Below are 18,904 nucleotides of genomic sequence, written 5' to 3'. Positions count from 1 at the left end.
TCGCGGTTAAGCGGATATTTGCAACCTTCGGCCTAGACTTCCCAAGCAGTGCAGAAGGGGGTCAGCAGCGTGTCGGATGTCTATTTTTCGCGAGTGAAGCTCGGTTTCGGCCTGATCGGAAGCGCCGGCCTGTTCTGGCTCGGCATGTGGCTCCTCACGCTGGACGGGCTCAAGGCCATGTTCGCGGGCGGCATCACTGCGGCCTGTTTCGCCTACATGCTGGTGTGGTTCGCGCGCTACCTGCTCGACAACAAGGTGCTGTCCGTCGGCGCGGGCGGCATCGAATTTCACGGGATCGTGTCCACCCGCCGTCTGCGCATGGACCAGATCGCCTCGATCATGGTCGAGACTCAGAAGGTCAACGGCGTCACCACCCGTTCGCTGGTGATCGAGCCGCATGAGGGCCAAGGCGGCAAGATCAAGTTCGCCGAGCGCTGGCTCGAAGGGCGTTTCGGCGGGTGCGAGGGCGTGGCCGATCTGATCGCCGATGGCGCATCGCGGCCCTCGTCGGAGCCCTTCCCGCTGCCGCGCCGTGCGCCCACCCCGCATGCAGGCGCCGCTCCGGCGGGCTGGCACGAGCAGGGCGCGCCCTCGGCAGCGCCCGAGCGTGCGCGGGCCGGCGGTTTCGGTCGCAAGGGGCTGTAAGCCCCCGCTGCCAGAAATATCAGGCTGATTGCTGGGCCACTTCGCGCAGCAGCTTTTCGACCCAGCCATCGACCCCGCGGTTGATATGCTGCCAGGCGGCTTCGAAGGCGGCATCGTCACCATAATAGGGATCGGCTACCGGCTGCCCGCGCTCGCCTTCGACCGCATCCATCAGCATCGCAAGGCGCGCGGTGGCATCCCGCGGGGCGCGGGTGCGCAGCTCTTCAAGATTGGCACGGTCCATCGCGATGATATGGCTGAAGCGGTAGAAATCGTCCCGCTCGACCTGCCGCGCGGCTTGGCCGGCAATGTCGATTCCGTGGCGCTGGGCGACCGCAATCGCGCGCGGGTCGGGCGGGCTGCCGCGATGATAGGAGGCGGTGCCAGCCGAATCGAGCGCACAGGTCAGCGCGCGCGTCTGCGCGGCGGCGCGAAATGCGCCTTCGGCCATCGGTGACCGGCAAATATTGCCGAGACACACGAACAGCACCCCAATGCTGTGCTCAATCCCCCCATGCATGGGCGCGCGTTAACCCAGATAATCAGGCATGTCCACAGCCTATCGCTTTGGTTTTACGCAAAACATGCCGACATTCGAGACGGGATTGGTTAACCTGCGGTTGACGCGAGCGCGGGGGCGCGCGGCTGCGGGGATCACGCCGCAGCGAGCGGCAGCGGGGCCGTGCTCGCCAGCACCTCCTCGGTGATGCGTCGGATATTGACCTTGGCCTTCAATCGCGCGCCGAGCAGCGCCGTGCCCGAAACCTTGCGCTGCACGAACAGCGTCTCGATCGGCGGGAAGGCCCAGGTGTCCTTGTCCTGCGCGATGGCATAGCCTTCCTCGCGCAGCAGCGGGATAAAGGCGCGGTCGCCGAAATCGAAGGGGGCATCTTCGCGCATTTCATTGATGACGATGTCGATCATCCGATTCACCCGCTCAGGGTGCTTTTCGGCGACGATCGGCATCATGAAGCCCGCTTCGATCGTGGCCTTGAGCACTTCCTCGGCATTGCCTCTGAGCCCCGCTTCGAGCATTTTGCGATAGCCGTTGGAGACCGCCGGATCGACCGGGCGGCAAGCCCCGAAATCGAGCAGCACGATTTCGCCCGTCTCGCGCCGGTAGCGGAAATTGGCGAAGTTGGGATCGGTCTGCATCACCCCGAATTCGAACAGTTCGCGCGCCACCAGCCGGATCAGGTTGGCGAACACGGCATCGCGGCGTTCGGGCGGCTCGTTGGCGAGTTCCTCGATGCTGACACCTTCCTCGAAGCTCATCGCGAGGATCGAGCCGCGGGTCAGGCCTTCGTGAAGGCGCGGGACGACGAAGCCGGGGGTGTCTGCCAGCCGCTCGCGGTACATCGCCATCTGCGCGCCTTCGCGCTGGTAATCGGCCTCTTCGTGCAGCTGCTGCTTGGCCGCTGCCATCAGCTTGTCCATCTCGAGCTCGGGCGGAGCGAAACCGGCGACGCGCAGCAGGGTCATCACGTTGTCGACATCGCTGTCGATGCTTTTGGCGACACCGGGATATTGCACCTTGATCGCCAGTTCCTCGCCGTCGCGGGTCAGTGCCTTGTGCACCTGGCCGATGCTGGCGGCGGCGATGGGGCGGGGGTTGAACCAGCGGAATGCCTTCCGCCAATCAGGCCCCCACTCGGCGCGCAGCACCTGGTCGAGCTGCCTGGTCGGCATGAAATTGGCCTGATCGCGCAAGGTGGCGAGGATCCTGGACAGTTCCTCGGGCAGGAAATCGCCCGCGTCGAGGCTGATCATCTGCCCCATCTTCATCGCCGCTCCGCGCAGGTGGCTGAGCCGGTCGGTCATGCGCTGGACATTGCCGGGGGTGAGGATCAGGTCGCGTGCCGAAATGCCTTCACCACTGGCGAGGCGGCGCGCGCCCTCTGCCACCATGCCGCTGGCGACGCCGCCCACCAGCCGCCCGAAGGTGCCGATGCGCGCGATCCGCCCTGCTGGCACGGCGCGTTGCCGGGCACGGTCTTCGGGCAGGTCGGTGAAGTCGGGGGTCTGGTCGTTATCGGCCACGTAGGGGCTTTCCATTCGCTGAGAGGCTTGCATCCGTAACGAGCGGGGCAGGGGCCTGTTCCGGCGGAAATGGGGAGCCGTTCAGCTGATGCATAGACCCCCGTCGACCGGCAGGCATTGCCCGGTGATGTAATCCGAATGGGGCGAGGCGAAGAAGACCGCCAGCCCTTCCAGCCCCGCGTGATCGCCGGGGCGGCGCAGCGGGATGCGCTTCGCCATCCACTCGCCAAAGCGCGGGTCGGCCTTTGCGGTGATGTCGGTCTCGTAATATCCGAAAAGCAGCGCGTTGGCGGTGATCCGGTGGCGCGCGAGTTCGAAGGCGGCGGCGCGGGTGAGGCCGTTGAGCGCGGCCTTGGAGGCGGCATAGTCCGACGAGCGGTTGACGCCCATGATCGACTGGCCCGAGGAGGTCGCGATCAGCTTGCCGCCAGCATCGCCTTCCGCGGCGCGCGCGATCATGTGGCGCGTGACGTGCTTGTAGACCAGCGCCGCGCCGCGGGTGTTGATCGCCAGGGTGTGGTCCCAGCCTTGCGCCGTGATGTCGGGGATGGCCGTACCTGCGCCCGAAATGCCGGCATTGGCGAAGCACACGTCGACCCGGCCCAGCGCGGCGAGCGTCTCTTTCAGCGCCGCTGCGATCTCGGCTTCCTCGGCGACGTCGCAGGCAAGGGCGATCACCTCGCCCTTGCCGAGGCCGCGCAGTTCCGCGCAGGCAGCGGCGTTCTTGTCCGCATTGCGCGCCCAGATCGCAATATTCGCTCCCGCCTTGGCGAGCCCGCGCGCCATTGCGAGGCCGAGGCCCCCGTTTCCGCCGGTGATGACCGCCGAGCGGCCGGTGAGATCGAACAAATCCATGCCCCATCGACTGGCGCAAAGCCGTCCGCTGTGCAAGATCGGCGGGAACCGGCGCGGGTGACAGGCTTTGTGGCGCCATGGACGGAAAAAACCGACTCTCCCCCGCCGCGCGCGCGCTCGGCTATGCCGGGCTGTTGCCGCAGATGATCTGCATCGGACTGATCCTGATCGGCCATGAATGGCGCTACGCCGCCCTGGCTGGCGGGTTCGCCTATGCGGCGGCGATCTTCAGCTTTCTGGGCGGGGTGTGGTGGGGGCAGGCGCTGCAAAGCGGCCGGGCAAGCGCCGGAGCCTATGGCATCGCCGTTTTGCCGAGCCTGCTCGCCGTGGCGCTGTTTCTGCCGTGGAGCTTCGGGTGGGAATGGCCGGGCCCGGCGCTGCTATATCTGGGCGCGTTGATCCTGGCCTCTCCGCTGATCGACCGCGCGCTGGGCTTCGCAGCGGGCGATTTCCTCCGGCTGCGCTGGCATCTTTCGCTCGGCCTCGGCAGCCTGACGATCGTGCTGGGGCTGATGGCCGACCGGGTGATCTGACCGCCCCCACAGCGCGCCTCGGCCCGCCACCACGCGGGCGTTTGCGATGAATTAACCACTAGAGCCTAGGCACAAGCTTGGCTTTGGCCTCGGGAACGCGCGCATAATGATCGCAACGTTTAAGAATATTGCCGAAAAGGCGCGCAGCGTGTTCCGGTTGGAAGGCGTGGAAGCGCCTGTTCTCAAGCCACAAATCGAATTGGGTTCGGGCGGCGGATTGCTGCGGCGCAAGCGCATCAAGGTCGCGATACTGGCGCTTTTGTTCGGCGTGGTCTCGGCCGCGATCGAGTTGCCGCTGCCCGCCGAGGACATGTACCGCGCCGTGCGTGCGCACCTGCGCCTGCGTCCGATGCCGCAGGACATCGCGGTGGTGAAGATCGACGACAAGACCCTGCGCGCCTTCGGGGGTGAGGAGCCCGGCCGCATCAGCGACAGCAAGGTGGTCGACATTCTTCTGGAAAGCGGTGTGCGCAAGGTCATCTTCGACCGCGCCCATGCCGATTCCGAAAGCCATGAAGCTGACGCGGTCTTCGCGGAGATGCTGCGCCGTCACAAGGGCAAGGTCTGGCTCGGTGTTTCGCCCGACGTGACCTTTGGCGTCCAGCATGTGTCCGATCTGAAGCCACTCGACCAATTTCAGCAGGAGGCCGATCTTGCCGCGATGAACGGCCTCGGCTCACCTTTTGCGTTGTCGGTGTCCTTTCCGACCTATGTCGAAGTTGACGGCAGGTTGCATCGTTCGATCTCTGCGACTCTTGCAGACTACACCGGCCGGGAGACCAACTTTCGTCCTGATTATGCCTTCAACATCGAGACGTTGCCGACCTTCCGCTACGTCGATATTTTGAATGGCCAGGTTCCGGTCGAGGCCTTGCGCGGCAAGTCGGTTATAATCAGCTACACCTACGAAAAGTCGAACGACTTTTTCCGTCTACCGCTACAAAATGGCTACGTGCCGGGCAGCTTTTTCCACGTAATGGGCGCCCATACCCTCAAGCGCGGTGCACCGATCGATGTTTTTTGGCTGCCGGCCATGGCGCTGGCGGTGCTGGCAATTGGGGCGCAAGCGTTCACGGGCTCGCGCTCGCGCCGCATGCTGGTGCTGGTGGCGCTGGGGCTGATGGCAGCACCGCTCTTGCTAGATGAATTCAACATCAACGTCGATATCATGCCGGCGCTGCTGGCTCTGCTTGCCGCAGGGATCGGCTTCCAGCGGATCAATCGCAAATATTTCAGCGACGATTTCGATGCGATGACGACATCTGCGCTGAGTTCGGAAAAGCCCGACGACAAGCGCGATGTCTATGCGCTCAAGATCGCCAACTTGGCGGAAATTTCCGAAGACTGGTCCGCGCGCGAAGTCGGGGATTTCGTCAACACGCTGATTTCCTACGTCAAGGGCCCGAGCGAAGTCGGCGACGTGGCGTTCGAGCGCGATATTCTGGTCTGGCTCGCGCCGCGCATGGAAACCGATGATCTGGATCGCCATGCCGATGGCCTTGCGCTGATGCTGAAGACGGCGATCTCCTACGAGTGGCAATCTTCCAACAGCACGCCGGCGCTGGGGATCGATACCAATCACGATCTGCCGGTGTCGGTGCGAATCAAGAAGGCGATGCAGGCAGCCGATGAAGCTGCAGCGCGGGGCCTGCGCTTCATCATCAACGATGCCGCCCATCTCGAAGCGCGCAACAACCGACTCGAACTGATCCGCGTGCTCGAACAGGGGCTGCGCGAACGCAGCATCTCGGTCGCCTACCAACCCAAGATCGATCTCGCATCCGGCCGGATCGTCGGTGCCGAGACATTGATCCGCTGGCAGCCCGATGGCCGCGAATATGTCAATCCGCTCGACCTGGTGCTCGCCGCCGAGGCGGGGGACCGCATCAACGAGTTGACGCTGGTTGTGATGGAAGCCGCGCTGATCGAGGGCAAACAGGCGATTGCGCTCGACCCGCGTTTCAAACTGGCGGTCAACATGTCGGCCAAGAGCCTGTCCGACACGCATTTGCTGTTCGATATCATGACGATGCTTGGCCGATTCGATTTCCCGCCTGAAAACCTCACGCTCGAACTGACCGAGACGGCCAAGCTCGAGGACGACCGGATCGCGCCCCAGATCGCCGCGCTCAAGGCGCGCGGCATCTGCTTGTCGATCGACGATTTCGGCACTGGGCAGTCAAACCTCGAATATATCGAGAAGCTGCCGAGCTCGGAACTGAAGATTGATCGGCGCTTCGTGCAGCACATGGCGAGCTCGGATGAAAGCCGCGCCGTGGTGCGCGCTACAATCGAGATTGCCCACTCGCTTGGTAAGATTGTGGTGGCCGAAGGCGTGGAAGACCACGCAACCGCGGCTGCGCTGCGGGCGATGGGCTGCGATCAGGCGCAGGGGTACCTGTTCTCGCGAGCGATCATCATGCCCGAACTTCTGGCGATGATGGGTGGAGGAAGAAACGCGATTTACGGTTGATTAAGGTTAATAAGGTGTTAAGACACTCCTACAGCACAAAGCGCTGATTAGGAGAATTGATATGTGGGGCTGGGTTGTAGTGATCTTCGGGCGTCCCTAAGTCGCTCCGGTTTTCGGTAAAGGAAAGCCCCGGGAAACCGGGGCTTTCTGGTTTCTGGGCTCCGGTTTCTTCGGGTCATCAGTCGGCCGCGAGGGTATGATGCCGCAAACGCGGCATGGCGCTTAGACAGCCTGTCTGAGCCATTTTACCATCATCACATTGAGAGATCTGCGGCCATTGCCGCCGCACCGCCGCAAATTGCGCAGCGAAATTGGTCGGGGAGAGAGGATTCGAACCTCCGGCCCCTGCCTCCCGAAGACAGTGCTCTACCAGGCTGAGCTACTCCCCGACCGTGTCGGCTCCACAGGGTCAAATGCCCCTGCGGATCGAGGCAAGGCGCGCCCTATAGGGGGCGATGCGCGGGGTGGCAAGCGGGCAAATGCGGCTTATAGTCGCGCCCATGGCCAGCAGCGCGATTCCCCTTTCCGATCCTCCCTCCACCGCGGCCGACCCGCATCCCGAGCAGCAATATCTCGACCTGATGCGCACTATCTGGGAGACCGGCAGCGAGCGGATCGACCGCACCGGGATCGGCACGCGATCGGTCTGCGGGGCGATGCTGCGATTCGACCTCGGTGGGGGCGCGATGCCGTTGCTCACCACCAAGCGGGTCTACTGGAAGACCGCGACGCGCGAATTGCTCTGGTTCCTCACCGGCGAAACCAATATCCGCCCGCTGGTGCTGCAAGGCGTGAAGATCTGGAACGAGTGGCCCCACGCGAAATATGTGCGCGAGACCGGCGATGCGATCAGCCTCGAGGATTTCGTCACGCGAATCGCCGAGGATGAGTCATTTGCCGCCAACTGGGGCGATCTCGGCCCGGTCTATGGCAAGCAGTGGACCAGCTGGCCGACCTACCGTTACCGTCCCGATGGCCTTTACGAGAAGGGCGAAGGGATCAACCAGGTCGCGCAGGTGATCGAATCGCTGCGCACCAGTCCCGGCAGCCGCCGCCACATCATCGAAGGCTGGAACGTCGCCGAGCTCGACCGCATGGCCTTGCCGCCGTGCCACAAGACCTATCAGTTCCATGTGGCGGGGGAGGGCGGCGCCAAAGACGGGGGCGCCCGGCTCAACTGCCTGCTCTATCAGCGCAGCTGCGATGTCGCGCTGGGCCTGCCGTTCAACCTCTGGTCGGCGGCGCTGCTCACCCGGATGATCGCGCAGCAGGTGGGCATGCAGCCGGGCGAGCTGGTGTGGATGGGGGGCGATGTGCACCTCTATCTCAACCACGCGCACCTTATCGAGGAACAGCTGTCACGCCAGCCGCAGGGTCAGCCCCGGCTCGAGATCACGCGTCACCCCGAAACAATATTCGACTACCGGATCGAGGATTTCGTGGTGCATGATTACGCCCCGCTGCCTCCGATCAGTGCCCCTGTTGCGGTTTAGGAGCAGGGGAGCTGCCCGCCTTGACCGCTTGCCCAGCTTGAAATAAAAATACGTATGCAAGCAATGAATGCACCCGCTGCGCGCGGGTGACAGGCGAGGGAGAGCAAGCCGCATGGCCGATCGAGCGACACCGGCAAACAGCAACCGCCCGGCGCTCGCGCTGCATGTGCCCGAACCAAAATACCGGCCCGGCGACAAGGCGGATTTCTCGCATATCGACATCGGCACGCCCGGCGACCAGCCGCGCCCGGACGAAGGCGTGCATCCCTCGCAGATCGCGGGGCTTGCCTATGGCCTCGTGCGGGTGCTGGGCGACGACAATCAGGCGCACGGGCCGTGGGACCCCCGGCTCGATCCCGAGACGCTGCGCGCGATGCTCGGCCACATGGCGATGGTGCGCGCTTTCGACGAACGGATGTTCCGCGGTCAGCGGCAGGGCAAGACCAGCTTCTACATGAAGTGCACCGGCGAGGAGGCGACTTCGATCGCCCCCGCGATGGCGCTCGCCAGCGACGACATGGTGTTTCCCTCCTACCGCCAGCAGGGCATCCTGATCGCACGCGGTTATCCGCTGATCGAGATGATCAACCAGATCTACTCGAACAAGGCCGACAAGCTGAAGGGCCGCCAACTGCCGATCATGTATTCGAGCCGCGAGCACTCCTTCTTCTCGATCTCCGGCAACCTCGCCACGCAATGCCCGCAAGCGGTGGGCTGGGCGATGGCGAGCGCCGCCAAGGGCGACAGCCGGATCGCGGCGACCTGGGTGGGCGAGGGCTCGACTGCGGAGGGCGATTTCCACTCGGCCTGCACCTTCGCAGCCGTCTACAACGCGCCGGTGATCCTCAACGTGGTCAACAATCAGTGGGCGATCAGCAGCTTCTCCGGGTTCGCCGGGGCCGAGCGGACAACCTTTGCCGCGCGCGGGCTGGGCTATGGCATCGCCGCCCTGCGTGTCGACGGCAATGATGCGCTCGCCTGCTATGCCGCGGCCGAATGGGCCGCCAACCGCGCGCGCGGCAACCACGGGCCGACGCTGATCGAATATTTCACCTACCGCGCGGAAGGGCACTCCACCTCGGACGATCCCTCGGGCTACCGCTCCGCGCAGGAGCGCGAGGAGTGGCCGCTCGGCGATCCGGTGATGCGGCTCAAGAAGCATCTCATCGCCATCGGCGAGTGGGACGAGGAGCGCCACGCGGCGATGGACCTCGAATGCGCCGAGTTGGTCAAGGCCACCACCAAGGAGGCCGAGAAGAACGGCATCCTCGGCCACGGTCTCCACCACCCGTTCCACACCATGTTCGAGGATGTTTACGAGGAGCTGCCCTGGCATCTCGAAGAGCAGGCCGATCAGGCGATCCGCGAACGCATCACCAAGTTCGGCAGCGAAAGGCCCTTCGGATGAGCGAGGCGACCGAGACCGCCGTGGAGGCGCAGGCGGAACGCCGCCTCAACATGATCGAGGCGATCAACGAAGCGCTCGACATCATGCTCGAGCGCGATCCCGATGTGATCATCATGGGCGAGGATGTCGGCTATTTCGGCGGGGTGTTCCGCGCCACCGCCGGGCTTCAGGCCAAGCACGGCAAGAACCGCGTGTTCGACACGCCAATCAGTGAATGCGGGATCATCGGCGCGGCGGTGGGGATGGGGGCCTATGGCCTGCGCCCCGTGCCTGAAATCCAGTTTGCGGACTACATTTACCCCGGCCTCGACCAGCTGATCTCCGAAGCTGCGCGCCTGCGCTACCGTTCGGCGGGGGACTACATCGCGCCGCTCACCGTGCGCTCGCCCTTCGGCGGCGGTATCTTCGGCGGGCAGACCCACAGCCAGAGCCCCGAGGCCCTGTTCACCCACGTGGCGGGCCTCAAGACCGTGATCCCGGCGACCCCGCACGATGCCAAGGGGCTGCTGATCTCCGCCATCGAAGACAATGATCCGGTGATCTTCTTCGAGCCCAAGCGTATCTATAACGGGCCGTTCTCGGGCTATTACGACAAGCCGGTCGAGCCGTGGAAGAAGCACGCCGACAGCGTCGTCCCCGAAGGCTATTACAAGGTCCCGCTCGGCAAGGCGCGCACCGTGCGCGAGGGGGAGGCGCTGACGGTGCTGGCCTATGGCACGATGGTCCATGTGGCCGAGGCCGTGTGCCGCGAAAAGGGCGTCGATGCCGAAATCCTCGACCTGCGCACGCTGGTGCCGCTCGACATCAAGGCGATCGAGGCTTCGGTTGAAAAGACCGGGCGCTGCCTGATCGTTCACGAAGCGACCCGCACCTCCGGCTTCGGCGCGGAGCTTTCCGCGCTCGTCACCGAACGCTGCTTCTACCACCTCGAAGCCCCGGTCGAGCGCGTCACCGGCTTCGACACGCCCTATCCCCACAGCCTCGAATGGGCCTATTTCCCCGGCCCCGTCCGCATCGGCGAGGCGATCGACAAGCTTCTCAAGGACTGACCCCATGGCCAAGTTCATTTTCAAGATGCCCGACGTGGGCGAGGGCGTGGCCGAGGCGGAAGTCGTCGAATGGCACGTGAAGATCGGCGACCGGGTCGAGGAGGACCAGCACCTCGTCGATGTGATGACCGACAAGGCGACGATAGACATCGAAAGCCCGGTTGCGGGCACGGTGGTCGAGGTGGCGGGCGAAGTCGGCGATGTGATCGCCATCGGCTCGATGCTGCTGGTGATCGAGGTTGAGGGCGAAGTGTCCGAAGATCAGGCGGAAGCCGCAGCCGAGCAGATCGGGGACGACATGTCCGACGCGCCGACTTCCGAGCAAGTGGCGGAGCGGATCGAGGTGGAGAACCCCGACGCTTCGGACGCGGATGACGCCATTGCGGCCGCGCCAGAGCATGCACCGACCCCCGCTCCCACGCCGACTCCGGTAGCCGGTACCGCAGCGAAGGTTCTCGCTTCACCCGCCGTGCGCCAGCGCGCCCGCGATCTCGGCATCGATCTTGCCGAAGTGAAACCTGCCGAGGATGGTCGCGTGCGTCACGGCGATCTCGACGCCTTCCTCGCCTATAATGCCGGAAGCGGCTTCGGCGCGGCGGGCAAGGCGCGCGCCGACGAGACGATCAAGGTCATCGGCCTGCGCAAGCGGATCGCCCAGAACATGGCCGCAGCCAAGCGCCACATCCCGCACTTCACCTATGTCGAGGAGTGCGATGTCACCGACATGGAAGAGCTGCGCGCGCAATTGAATGCCGCGCGGGGGGACAAGCCCAAGCTCACCATGCTGCCGCTGCTGATCACCGCGATCTGCAAGGTGATCCCACAATTCCCGATGATCAACGCGCGCTTCGATGACGAGGCGAATGTCGTCACCCGTTACGGCAGCGTGCATCTCGGCATGGCGGCGCAGACCGATGGCGGGCTGATGGTGCCGGTGATTCGCGATGCGCAGAGCCGCAACCTGTGGCAGCTCGCCCGCGAGATTGGCCGTCTGGCCGAGGCTGCGCGGAGCGGCAAGGCGACGTCGGAGGAGCTTTCAGGCTCGACGCTGACGGTCACCTCGCTCGGGCCCCTTGGCGGCGTTGCCACCACCCCGGTCATCAACCGCCCGGAAGTGGCGATTATCGGGCCCAACCGCATTGTCGAGCGCCCGATGTTCGTGTCCGACGGCATGGGCGGGGAGCGAATCGCCAAACGCAAGCTGATGAACATCTCGATTTCATGCGACCACCGCGTGGTCGACGGCCACGATGCGGCGAGCTTCATTCAGGGCGTGAAGAAGCTGATCGAGACGCCTGCGCTTCTGCTGGTGGATTAGACGAAAAATAATGCGCCATGGCAGGCCAAGAGGGCGTTGACAGCCCGCTGGCACCGCCCTAATGGCGCTGCTCCACGAGCGGCACGGCATAGCCGGAACGCTCGAAAGGACAAGATGCGCGGGTGTAGCTCAGTCGGTTAGAGCGTCGGCCTGTCACGCCGAAGGTCGCGGGTTCGAGCCCCGTCACTCGCGCCACTTGTTCCTGATGGATCGCCCAAAGGGCACGATAAGGCGGGCTTCGGTCCGCCTTTTCTTTTGGCCGGGCCTGTTACTCGGGCGGGCTCCAGCGGCCGGTTTCCATCCAGATCAGGAAGCGCTTCAGCGGCAGCAGCCAGATCAGGCCCAGCACCACGTAGACCACGGTCTGCGCGGCGCCCGACCAGCTACCGATGATGCCCGGCGCATAGCGCGCGATCACCATGCCATAGACGATCAGCAGCACGAACAGGCTGATGATGCCGAAGGGGATTCGCCAGGTCGGAGTTTCGCGCATCACAGGTTTCCGTAGAGCCGGGTGGGGGTTACGACCGCGTCCAGCGGCGCGTCGTGGGGTTCGGTGGGAAGCGCCTCGAAGGCCTGCGCGTCCCATGCCAGCCCAACGGCGAGTGCCGGGCGATGTTCCGCCAGCCAGCGGTCATAATGCCCGCCGCCTTGCCCGAGCCGTTCGAGCGCCGGGGTGAAACCGATCAGCGGCACGAACAGCACGTCCGGGATCAGCGCTTCGGCCTCGCTGCCCGGTTGCAGCATGCCGTAGGGCCCGACCTCGAGATCGCTGTCGGCGTAAGGATCGCTGTAGCGTGCGAAGGTCATCGGCGCGGTGCGGGTCGCGAAGCGGGGAAGGGCGATGGTGTGTCCGGCCTCGTGAAAGAACCGCGCATAGCCGCCGGCCGGGGCTTCGAAGGGCCCCGCATGGTAAAGCCCGATCACCGCCTCGTCCCCGATCCGCGCCAGCAGCGGGGCCGGGGGGCGGTGGAATAGCAGGCCGCGGATCGAATCCGGCAGCGCCTCGACATGGGCCTTGCGCGCGGCGCGCAGAGTGCGGCGGAGTTGGTCTTTCTTGTTCACCAGCCTGCTCAAACAGAAGAACGGGGCTTCGACAAGCTCAGCCCGAACGGAGCCTTGTGGGCAGAACGGCCCAAAGGGCCGCAAGGGCGACCGCCCGCCCGGAAGGGTGGCCCTGCAAGGGCCGGGCCCCTGGAGGATCGCAGCCCGGATGGGCTGCAGCATTCAATAAAGTGACGGAACCACCATGGGTCGTTTGCGCTAGAAATCCTCTGACGCGTGGTACGTCAGGTGGGCGCCGTATACCCGAGCCTTCCGGGCGAACCGGCAGACAAGGACAGGGACAACTCCCATTTGGATTACTTATAGCCTCAGGGATATTCAATCGGCTCGTGCCGGGCAGTCCCGCCAAGACTGTATCTAGGCGCTTGCGGCGACACCTTCAAGCGCGGCGGCACTCGCTTCGATCCGGGCGGCAAGCGCTTCGAGCTGATCGGCGATCGCCGCGCTGGCGCCATCGTCGGCGCTGCCGAAAAGGTCGGATTGCGAAGCACCCGGCGCAGGAGCACGGGCGGACGCAGACTTTCCCGCACGGACTTCGGAAAGTTCCGCTTCGAGAGCCGCTATACGGCCCTGCAGGGCTTCCACCTCACCCGTGTCGGGCGCAGCCGCAGCGCTGACCGCCTTGCGCGCCTCGGCCAGTTCGTCGGCCAGAAACAGCGCGGTGAACAGAAGGTTCTGGGCCTCCAGCGGCGCGCGCGCCGACCCGAGCTGACCATATTTCTCGGCGATCATCGCGCCCAGCGCGGTGATGTGCGCCTCCTGCCCGTCAGCGCAGGCGACGGTGTAGGTCTTGGGTCCGATGCTGAGCGAAACGGTGCTCATGGGGGCTAGTCTTCCAGCTTGGCCAAAAGGTCATCGAGTTCGCGCAAGCTATCGGCGACCTGCTCGCGCAGCTTCTCGTGAACATTGACCAGTTCGATTACCCGCGCCGATGCGCCGGCGGCCTTGCTCTCGGCCTCGGTCTCGCGCACGGCATCGATCCGCGCAGTGGCGGCTTCAATGCGGGCGATGGCAGCGGTGATCCTCTCGGCGCTCATGCGCGCAACCGATACCAACAGAATTCCGCCTGCGCAAAGCCCTGCGGCGGGCTGTTGATAAATGGGCGGAGGCCTGCGCTGTGCGCCATCGTGCACGCAAGGTTGACCTCCCCCTTGGCCTCGGCAATGGCACGCGCACCATAACCGGGGCCGAATCGCGCGCACTGGCGCGGCGGCTCCCGCAGGAGAATTGCGTGCCCATGAGCCTTGACGCCGCCCGCCTCCAGCCGATGGCCAACGCCATCCGCGCCCTGTCGATGGACGCGGTCGAAGCGGCCAATTCAGGCCACCCGGGCATGCCGATGGGCATGGCCGATGCTGCCACGGTGCTGTTCACGAAGCATCTCAAGTTCGATCCCGCCGCGCCCGACTGGGCCGACCGTGACCGTTTTGTGCTCTCGGCAGGGCACGGGTCGATGCTGATCTACAGCCTGCTCTACCTGACCGGCTATGCCGCGCCGACCATCGACGACATCCGCAACTTCCGGAAGTTGGGGAGCCCTTGCGCGGGCCACCCGGAGAACTTCCTGCTGCCGGGCGTCGAATGCACCACCGGCCCGCTGGGGCAGGGCCTCGCGATGGCGGTCGGCATGGCGATGGCCGAGCGGCATCTGAACGCGGTCTATGGTGACGATCTGGTCGACCACCGCACCTGGGTGGTCGCGGGCGATGGCTGCCTGATGGAGGGCATCAACCACGAAGCGATCGGGCTCGCCGGGCACCTCAAGCTGGGCCGCCTCAACGTGTTGTGGGACGACAACCGCATCACCATCGACGGCGCGACCGACCTGTCGACCTCGGAGGACATCAAGGCGCGCTATATCGCGACCGGATGGCACGTGACCGAGTGCGACGGGCATGACTTCGCCGATATCGACCGCGCTCTCAATGAGGCCAAGGCCGATCCGCGCCCCTCGCTGATCGCCTGCCGCACGCTGATCGGCAAAGGCGCGCCCAACAAGCAGGGCACCAGCGGCGTCCACGGCGCAGCGCTGGGCGGGGCGGAAGTCGCCGCCGCGCGCGAGGAACTGGGTTGGTCGCACGAGCCTTTCGTGGTCCCGTCCGAGATCCTCGCCGATTGGCACAGCGCCGCCGAACCGGGCCGCGCCGCGCATGGCGCATGGGCGGGCAGGCTCGAAGCCTCGGCGCAGAAGGACGATTTCCTCGCGCAGATGGCGGGAATCGCAGAGCGTGTCCCCGCCGCGATCGAGGATTACATCCGCGGCCTCGCCGCCGCCCCGTTGAAGGTCGCGACCCGCAAGGCCTCGGAAATGGCGCTCGGCCCGCTGACGGCGGCGATCCCGCAGCTGGTGGGGGGCTCTGCCGACCTCACTGGCTCGAACAACACCAAGACCCCCTCGACCAAGCCGATGAGCGCCGAAGACTACGCCGGGCGCTACGTCTATTACGGCATCCGCGAATTCGGCATGGCGGCGGCGATGAACGGCATGGCGCTGCATGGCGGGATCGTGCCCTATGGCGGCACCTTCCTGATTTTCAGCGACTATTGCCGCAACGCGATCCGCCTTTCGGCGCTGCAGCAGACCGGGGTGGTCTATGTCCTGACCCACGATTCGATCGGTCTGGGTGAGGACGGGCCCACCCACCAGCCGGTCGAACAGGTGATGAGCCTGCGCTTGATCCCCAATCTCAACGTCTATCGCCCCTGCGATACGATCGAGACGGCGGAGTGCTGGGCGCTGGCGCTGTCCACGCCGGAGACGCCTTCGGTGCTGGCGCTCACCCGCCAGAACCTGCCGCAGCTTCGCGGGGAGGGGGACGAGAGCTGGACGATGGCGGGCAACGCTTGCGCCAAGGGCGGCTACCGCCTTCGCGCCGCCGCGGCGGGCCGCAAGGTCGTGCTGGTCGCGACCGGCTCGGAAGTCGCGCTGGCGGTCGAATGTGCCGAGGCGCTTGAAGCGCAGGGGATCGGGGCCGATGTGGTCTCCATGCCCTGCACCGAACTGTTCGATGCCCAGCCGGAAGCCTACAAGGCTGACCTGCTGCCCGCCGATGCGCTGATCGTTTCCATCGAGGCAGGCTCGACGCTGGGCTGGGAACGCTACACCGGGCGTTCGGGCCTCAATATCGGGCTCGACAGCTTCGGCGCTTCCGCTCCGGCGGAAGACCTGTTTGCCCATTTCGGTTTCACCGCGGAGAAAATCGTTCCGCAAATCCTGAGCAAGCTCAAGAACTAAACAGGAGTTCCTCTCATGGCTACCAAAGTCGCCATCAACGGCTTCGGCCGCATCGGCCGCCTCGTTGCCCGCGCCATTCTCGAGCGCACCGACCACGATCTCGATCTCGTCGCGATCAACGACCTGGCCGATGCCAAGGCCAATGCGCTGCTCTTCGCCCACGATTCGGTCCACGGCCGCTTCAACGGCGACGTGAGCGCCGATGGCGATGCGATCATCGTCGATGGCAAGCGCATTGCGGTGACGAAGGAGCGCGATCCGGGCAAGCTGCCGCATGGCGACATGGGCATCGACATCGTGCTGGAATGCACCGGCTTCTTCCAGTCGGACGAGGCTTCGCGCCCGCATCTCGCCGCCGGGGCCAAGCGCGTCATCATTTCCGCCCCCGCGACCGGTGTTTCCAAGACGATCGTGTTCGGCGTGAACCACGACAGCCTCACCGCCGAGGATGTGATCATCTCCAACGCGAGCTGCACCACCAACTGCCTCGCCCCGGTGGCCAAGGTGCTCAATGACGCGATCGGGATCGAGCGCGGCTTCATGACCACGATCCACTCCTACACCAACGACCAGCGGATGCTCGACCAGATCCATTCGGATCTGCGCCGCGCGCGTGCGGGTGCGCAGAACATGATCCCCACCACCACCGGCGCCGCGCGCGCGGTGGGGCTGGTGCTGCCGGAATTGAAGGGCAAGCTCGACGGGTCTTCGGTGCGCGTGCCGACCCCCAATGTCTCGATGGTCGACCTCGTCTTCGTGCCTAGCCGCGATACGACCAAGGAAGAGATCAACGAAGCGCTCAAGGCTGCGGCCGATGGGCCGATGAAGGGCGTGCTCGACTATACCGATCAGCCGCTGGTTTCGAGCGATTTCAACCACTACCCGGCGTCTTCTACCGTCGATTCGCTGGAAACCAGCGTGATGGAAGGCAAGCTTGCCCGCGTCGTCAGCTGGTACGACAACGAGTGGGGCTTCTCCAACCGGATGATCGACACCGCCGGCGTGGTGGCGAAGTTCCTTTGATCGCATCTCCCCTCCCGCTTGTGGGAGGGGCCGGGGGTGGGCACGTGCCTCGTCTCCCACCCCGCTGCGACTAGCCAGCGAGCTGGCAAGTCTCGCTCCCCTCCCGCAGGCGGGAGGGGGTCAGGAGATGGAAATGCCCAAGTTCAAGACCCTCGATAATCTCCCCGCCGATCTCACCGGCGAAGTCGCGCTGGTGCGGGTCGATCTCAACCTGCCGATGAAGGACGGTTCGGCCACCGACGTGACGCGGGTCGAGGCGGTCAAGCCGACCATCCTCGAACTGGCGGGCAAGGGGGCCAAGGTGCTGCTGCTGGCGCATTTCGGGCGACCGGGCGGGCAGCGCTCCTCGGTGCTCTCGACCAGCATGGTGATCGGCGATGTCGAGCAGGTGATCGGGCGCGAAATCATGTTCATCCCCGAAATTGCCGGGCCGGTGGTGGCGCAGGCGGTGGAAAGCATCCTGCGCCCCGGCGACATCGGGTTGCTCGACAACACCCGTTTCTGGCCGGGGGAGGAGAAGAACGATCCGAATCTTGCGCAAGCCATCGCCGCGCACGGGACGCTCTACGTCAACGACGCCTTCAGCGCCGCGCACCGCGCCCACGCCACCACCGAGGGGCTGGCGCATTTCCTGCCCGCCTATGCCGGACGCTCGATGGAGGCCGAGCTGAAGGCGCTCGATGCCGCGCTCGGCACGCCCGAACAGCCCGTCGCAGCCGTGGTGGGTGGGGCAAAGGTCTCGACCAAGCTCGCCGTGCTGGAGAATCTGGTGGGCAAGGTGCAGCACCTCATCATCGGCGGGGGCATGGCCAACACCTTCCTCGCCGCGCGCGGGGTCGATGTCGGTAAGAGCCTGTGCGAGCACGATCTGGCGCCCACCGTGGCGAAGATCATGGACGAGGCGGATCACGCGGGTTGCACCATTCACCTGCCTTATGACGTTGTTGTCGCGAAGGAATTCGCCGCCAACCCGGCGAGCTTGCGCACCTGCAATGTCCACGAGGTCGCCGCTGACGAGATGATCCTCGACCTCGGCCCGCAGGCGACCGAGGCACTGGCCGACGTGCTCAAGACCTGCCGCACGCTGGTGTGGAATGGCCCGCTGGGCGCTTTCGAGACTGAACCTTTCGACGCCGCGACCGTCGCGCTGGCGCGCACCGCGGCGGCGCTGACGCTTGAAGGCTCGCTCACGAGCGTGGCGGGTGGCGGGGACACGGTTGCGGCGCTGGCGTTGGCCGGCGTGACGGAGGATTTCACTTATATTTCAACCGCTGGCGGCGCTTTCCTCGAATGGATGGAAGGTCGTGTGTTGCCCGGTGTCGCGGCGCTCGAAGCCTGACCATGGCCGCGACCGAAGCCGAGATCGAGGCGCTCGCGCTCTCCGCCATGCGCGCCTGGGTGGCGGGCGATGCCAAGGCGATAAAAAAGCTGACGCATCGCGATTTCATGATGCTCGTCGGCAGCACCCCGCCGCAACTGCTTGATCGCCCGAGCTTTCTGGCGGCAATGGAGCGCGGTTTCGCCTGCACACGCTTCACCTTCCGCGAAGTGATCGTGCGCGGTCATGGCAAGAGCGCCTGGTTCGTCGCCGGGGCGGAGCTCGAGCTTGCCTTCGGCAGCAAGGTCTGGTCGGGCGGCTTCCTCGTTACCGACCTGTGGCGCAAGGGCGCGATCGGCGGGTGGAAGCTGACTGAACGCAGCCTCGCCCGGCTCGACGGCGACGACAGCATCGCGGTCGCGATCAGCCGGTTGCAATTGTGGAAGTGA

General features: G+C 65.2%; 18 protein-coding genes, 2 tRNA genes and 1 other RNA gene. 12 read left to right on the top strand and 9 right to left on the bottom strand.

All coding sequences use genetic code 11. From position 1 onward, the window contains the following. The first annotated feature begins 69 nt into the window (after positions 1–69). On the top strand, positions 70–645 hold the full coding sequence (locus tag E2E27_RS12950) for a hypothetical protein (protein WP_141459771.1): 576 nt from the start codon (positions 70–72) through the stop codon (positions 643–645). Positions 646–664: 19 nt separating this feature from the next. Here E2E27_RS12950 and E2E27_RS12945 read toward each other — a convergent pair whose 3' ends face one another. The 3 genes from E2E27_RS12945 to E2E27_RS12935 all read right to left on the bottom strand — a co-directional run bounded on the left by E2E27_RS12945 (position 665) and on the right by E2E27_RS12935 (position 3,540). Next, entirely contained in the window at positions 665–1,096 is a 432-nt protein-coding gene (locus tag E2E27_RS12945; protein ID WP_234036051.1) for a low molecular weight protein-tyrosine-phosphatase, read from the bottom strand. Positions 1,097–1,299: 203 nt separating this feature from the next. Beyond that, positions 1,300–2,700, bottom strand: a complete 1,401-nt coding sequence (locus tag E2E27_RS12940; protein WP_181443439.1) for an ABC1 kinase family protein — start codon at positions 2,698–2,700, stop codon at positions 1,300–1,302. Positions 2,701–2,766: 66 nt separating this feature from the next. Then, a complete protein-coding gene (locus E2E27_RS12935; RefSeq protein ID WP_141459767.1) occupies positions 2,767–3,540 on the bottom strand; it encodes an SDR family NAD(P)-dependent oxidoreductase in 774 nt (257 codons plus the stop codon). Between the two features lie 77 nt (positions 3,541–3,617). Here E2E27_RS12935 and E2E27_RS12930 point away from each other — a divergent pair, with 77 nt between their 5' ends. Then, entirely contained in the window at positions 3,618–4,073 is a 456-nt protein-coding gene (locus E2E27_RS12930; protein WP_141459765.1) for a DUF3429 domain-containing protein, read from the top strand. A 106-nt stretch (positions 4,074–4,179) separates the two neighbouring features. Further along, a complete protein-coding gene (locus tag E2E27_RS12925) occupies positions 4,180–6,546 on the top strand; it encodes an EAL domain-containing protein (protein ID WP_141459763.1) in 2,367 nt (788 codons plus the stop codon). Positions 6,547–6,858: 312 nt separating this feature from the next. Here the strand turns inward: E2E27_RS12925 and E2E27_RS12920 are convergent. Then, positions 6,859–6,935: transfer RNA gene (locus E2E27_RS12920), tRNA-Pro, on the bottom strand. A 111-nt stretch (positions 6,936–7,046) separates the two neighbouring features. On the opposite strand from E2E27_RS12920, the gene thyA reads away from it, so the two are divergent. The 5 genes from thyA (at position 7,047) to E2E27_RS12895 (ending at position 12,009) form a co-directional block, all read left to right on the top strand. Next, a complete protein-coding gene (gene thyA, locus E2E27_RS12915; RefSeq protein WP_141459761.1) occupies positions 7,047–8,039 on the top strand; it encodes a thymidylate synthase in 993 nt (330 codons plus the stop codon). 112 nt (positions 8,040–8,151) lie between these two features. Continuing rightward, positions 8,152–9,447 carry a thiamine pyrophosphate-dependent enzyme gene (locus tag E2E27_RS12910; RefSeq protein ID WP_141459759.1) on the top strand — a complete coding sequence of 432 codons (1,296 nt, stop codon included), beginning with the start codon at positions 8,152–8,154 and terminating at the stop codon, positions 9,445–9,447. Beyond that, positions 9,444–10,496: an alpha-ketoacid dehydrogenase subunit beta gene (locus tag E2E27_RS12905; RefSeq protein WP_141459757.1), complete on the top strand. Its 1,053-nt coding sequence runs from the start codon at positions 9,444–9,446 to the stop codon at positions 10,494–10,496. The genes E2E27_RS12910 and E2E27_RS12905 overlap by 4 nt, the downstream gene beginning before the upstream one ends. Before the next feature lie 4 nt (positions 10,497–10,500). Beyond that, positions 10,501–11,814: a dihydrolipoamide acetyltransferase family protein gene (locus E2E27_RS12900; protein ID WP_141459755.1), complete on the top strand. Its 1,314-nt coding sequence runs from the start codon at positions 10,501–10,503 to the stop codon at positions 11,812–11,814. Positions 11,815–11,932: 118 nt separating this feature from the next. Next, positions 11,933–12,009, top strand: a tRNA-Asp gene (locus E2E27_RS12895). A gap of 73 nt (positions 12,010–12,082) precedes the next feature. Here E2E27_RS12895 and E2E27_RS12890 read toward each other — a convergent pair. The 5 genes from E2E27_RS12890 to E2E27_RS12870 form a co-directional block, all read right to left on the bottom strand. After that, positions 12,083–12,307, bottom strand: coding sequence for a DUF2842 domain-containing protein (locus tag E2E27_RS12890; protein ID WP_141459753.1), 225 nt, complete (start codon positions 12,305–12,307; stop codon positions 12,083–12,085). Then, positions 12,307–12,879 carry a 5-formyltetrahydrofolate cyclo-ligase gene (locus E2E27_RS12885; protein WP_234036050.1) on the bottom strand — a complete coding sequence of 191 codons (573 nt, stop codon included), beginning with the start codon at positions 12,877–12,879 and terminating at the stop codon, positions 12,307–12,309. Before E2E27_RS12885 ends, E2E27_RS12890 begins: the two co-directional genes overlap by 1 nt. A 172-nt stretch (positions 12,880–13,051) precedes the next feature. Next, positions 13,052–13,225: non-coding RNA, 6S RNA (gene ssrS / locus E2E27_RS12880), on the bottom strand. 11 nt (positions 13,226–13,236) lie between these two features. Continuing rightward, the gene (locus E2E27_RS12875; protein WP_141459749.1) at positions 13,237–13,701 is read right to left on the bottom strand and encodes a cell division protein ZapA; all 465 of its coding nucleotides are present in this window, start codon (positions 13,699–13,701) and stop codon (positions 13,237–13,239) included. Between the two features lie 5 nt (positions 13,702–13,706). Then, complete coding sequence (locus E2E27_RS12870) at positions 13,707–13,916, bottom strand: hypothetical protein (RefSeq protein ID WP_141459747.1); 210 nt, start codon at positions 13,914–13,916, stop codon at positions 13,707–13,709. Positions 13,917–14,116: 200 nt separating this feature from the next. On the opposite strand from E2E27_RS12870, the gene tkt reads away from it, so the two are divergent. The 4 genes from tkt (at position 14,117) to E2E27_RS12850 (ending at position 18,904) form a co-directional block, all read left to right on the top strand. Further along, complete coding sequence (gene tkt, locus E2E27_RS12865) at positions 14,117–16,114, top strand: transketolase (RefSeq protein ID WP_141459745.1); 1,998 nt, start codon at positions 14,117–14,119, stop codon at positions 16,112–16,114. A 15-nt stretch (positions 16,115–16,129) separates the two neighbouring features. Beyond that, a complete protein-coding gene (gap, locus tag E2E27_RS12860; RefSeq protein ID WP_141459743.1) occupies positions 16,130–17,137 on the top strand; it encodes a type I glyceraldehyde-3-phosphate dehydrogenase in 1,008 nt (335 codons plus the stop codon). Between the two features lie 133 nt (positions 17,138–17,270). Further along, complete coding sequence (locus E2E27_RS12855; RefSeq protein ID WP_141459741.1) at positions 17,271–18,476, top strand: phosphoglycerate kinase; 1,206 nt, start codon at positions 17,271–17,273, stop codon at positions 18,474–18,476. Between the two features lie 2 nt (positions 18,477–18,478). After that, entirely contained in the window at positions 18,479–18,904 is a 426-nt protein-coding gene (locus E2E27_RS12850) for a YybH family protein (protein WP_181443438.1), read from the top strand.

The organism is Porphyrobacter sp. YT40, assembly GCF_006542605.1.
Classification (GTDB): domain Bacteria; phylum Pseudomonadota; class Alphaproteobacteria; order Sphingomonadales; family Sphingomonadaceae; genus Erythrobacter.
This window is presented reverse-complemented; position numbering and strand designations above follow the sequence as displayed.

Bases quoted from the DNA above. Each gene is read 5' to 3' on its own strand.
- E2E27_RS12945 (WP_234036051.1), bottom strand. From the start codon at position 1,096: ATGGCCGAAGGCGCATTTCGCGCCGCCGCGCAGACGCGCGCGCTGACC.
- E2E27_RS12940 (WP_181443439.1), bottom strand. From the start codon at position 2,700: ATGGAAAGCCCCTACGTGGCCGATAACGACCAGACCCCCGACTTCACC.
- E2E27_RS12935 (WP_141459767.1), bottom strand. From the start codon at position 3,540: ATGGATTTGTTCGATCTCACCGGCCGCTCGGCGGTCATCACCGGCGGA.
- E2E27_RS12930 (WP_141459765.1), top strand. From the start codon at position 3,618: ATGGACGGAAAAAACCGACTCTCCCCCGCCGCGCGCGCGCTCGGCTAT.
- E2E27_RS12925 (WP_141459763.1), top strand. From the start codon at position 4,180: ATGATCGCAACGTTTAAGAATATTGCCGAAAAGGCGCGCAGCGTGTTC.
- thyA (WP_141459761.1), top strand. From the start codon at position 7,047: ATGGCCAGCAGCGCGATTCCCCTTTCCGATCCTCCCTCCACCGCGGCC.
- E2E27_RS12910 (WP_141459759.1), top strand. From the start codon at position 8,152: ATGGCCGATCGAGCGACACCGGCAAACAGCAACCGCCCGGCGCTCGCG.
- E2E27_RS12905 (WP_141459757.1), top strand. From the start codon at position 9,444: ATGAGCGAGGCGACCGAGACCGCCGTGGAGGCGCAGGCGGAACGCCGC.
- E2E27_RS12900 (WP_141459755.1), top strand. From the start codon at position 10,501: ATGGCCAAGTTCATTTTCAAGATGCCCGACGTGGGCGAGGGCGTGGCC.
- E2E27_RS12890 (WP_141459753.1), bottom strand. From the start codon at position 12,307: ATGCGCGAAACTCCGACCTGGCGAATCCCCTTCGGCATCATCAGCCTG.
- E2E27_RS12875 (WP_141459749.1), bottom strand. From the start codon at position 13,701: ATGAGCACCGTTTCGCTCAGCATCGGACCCAAGACCTACACCGTCGCC.
- E2E27_RS12870 (WP_141459747.1), bottom strand. From the start codon at position 13,916: ATGAGCGCCGAGAGGATCACCGCTGCCATCGCCCGCATTGAAGCCGCC.
- tkt (WP_141459745.1), top strand. From the start codon at position 14,117: ATGAGCCTTGACGCCGCCCGCCTCCAGCCGATGGCCAACGCCATCCGC.
- gap (WP_141459743.1), top strand. From the start codon at position 16,130: ATGGCTACCAAAGTCGCCATCAACGGCTTCGGCCGCATCGGCCGCCTC.
- E2E27_RS12855 (WP_141459741.1), top strand. From the start codon at position 17,271: ATGCCCAAGTTCAAGACCCTCGATAATCTCCCCGCCGATCTCACCGGC.
- E2E27_RS12850 (WP_181443438.1), top strand. From the start codon at position 18,479: ATGGCCGCGACCGAAGCCGAGATCGAGGCGCTCGCGCTCTCCGCCATG.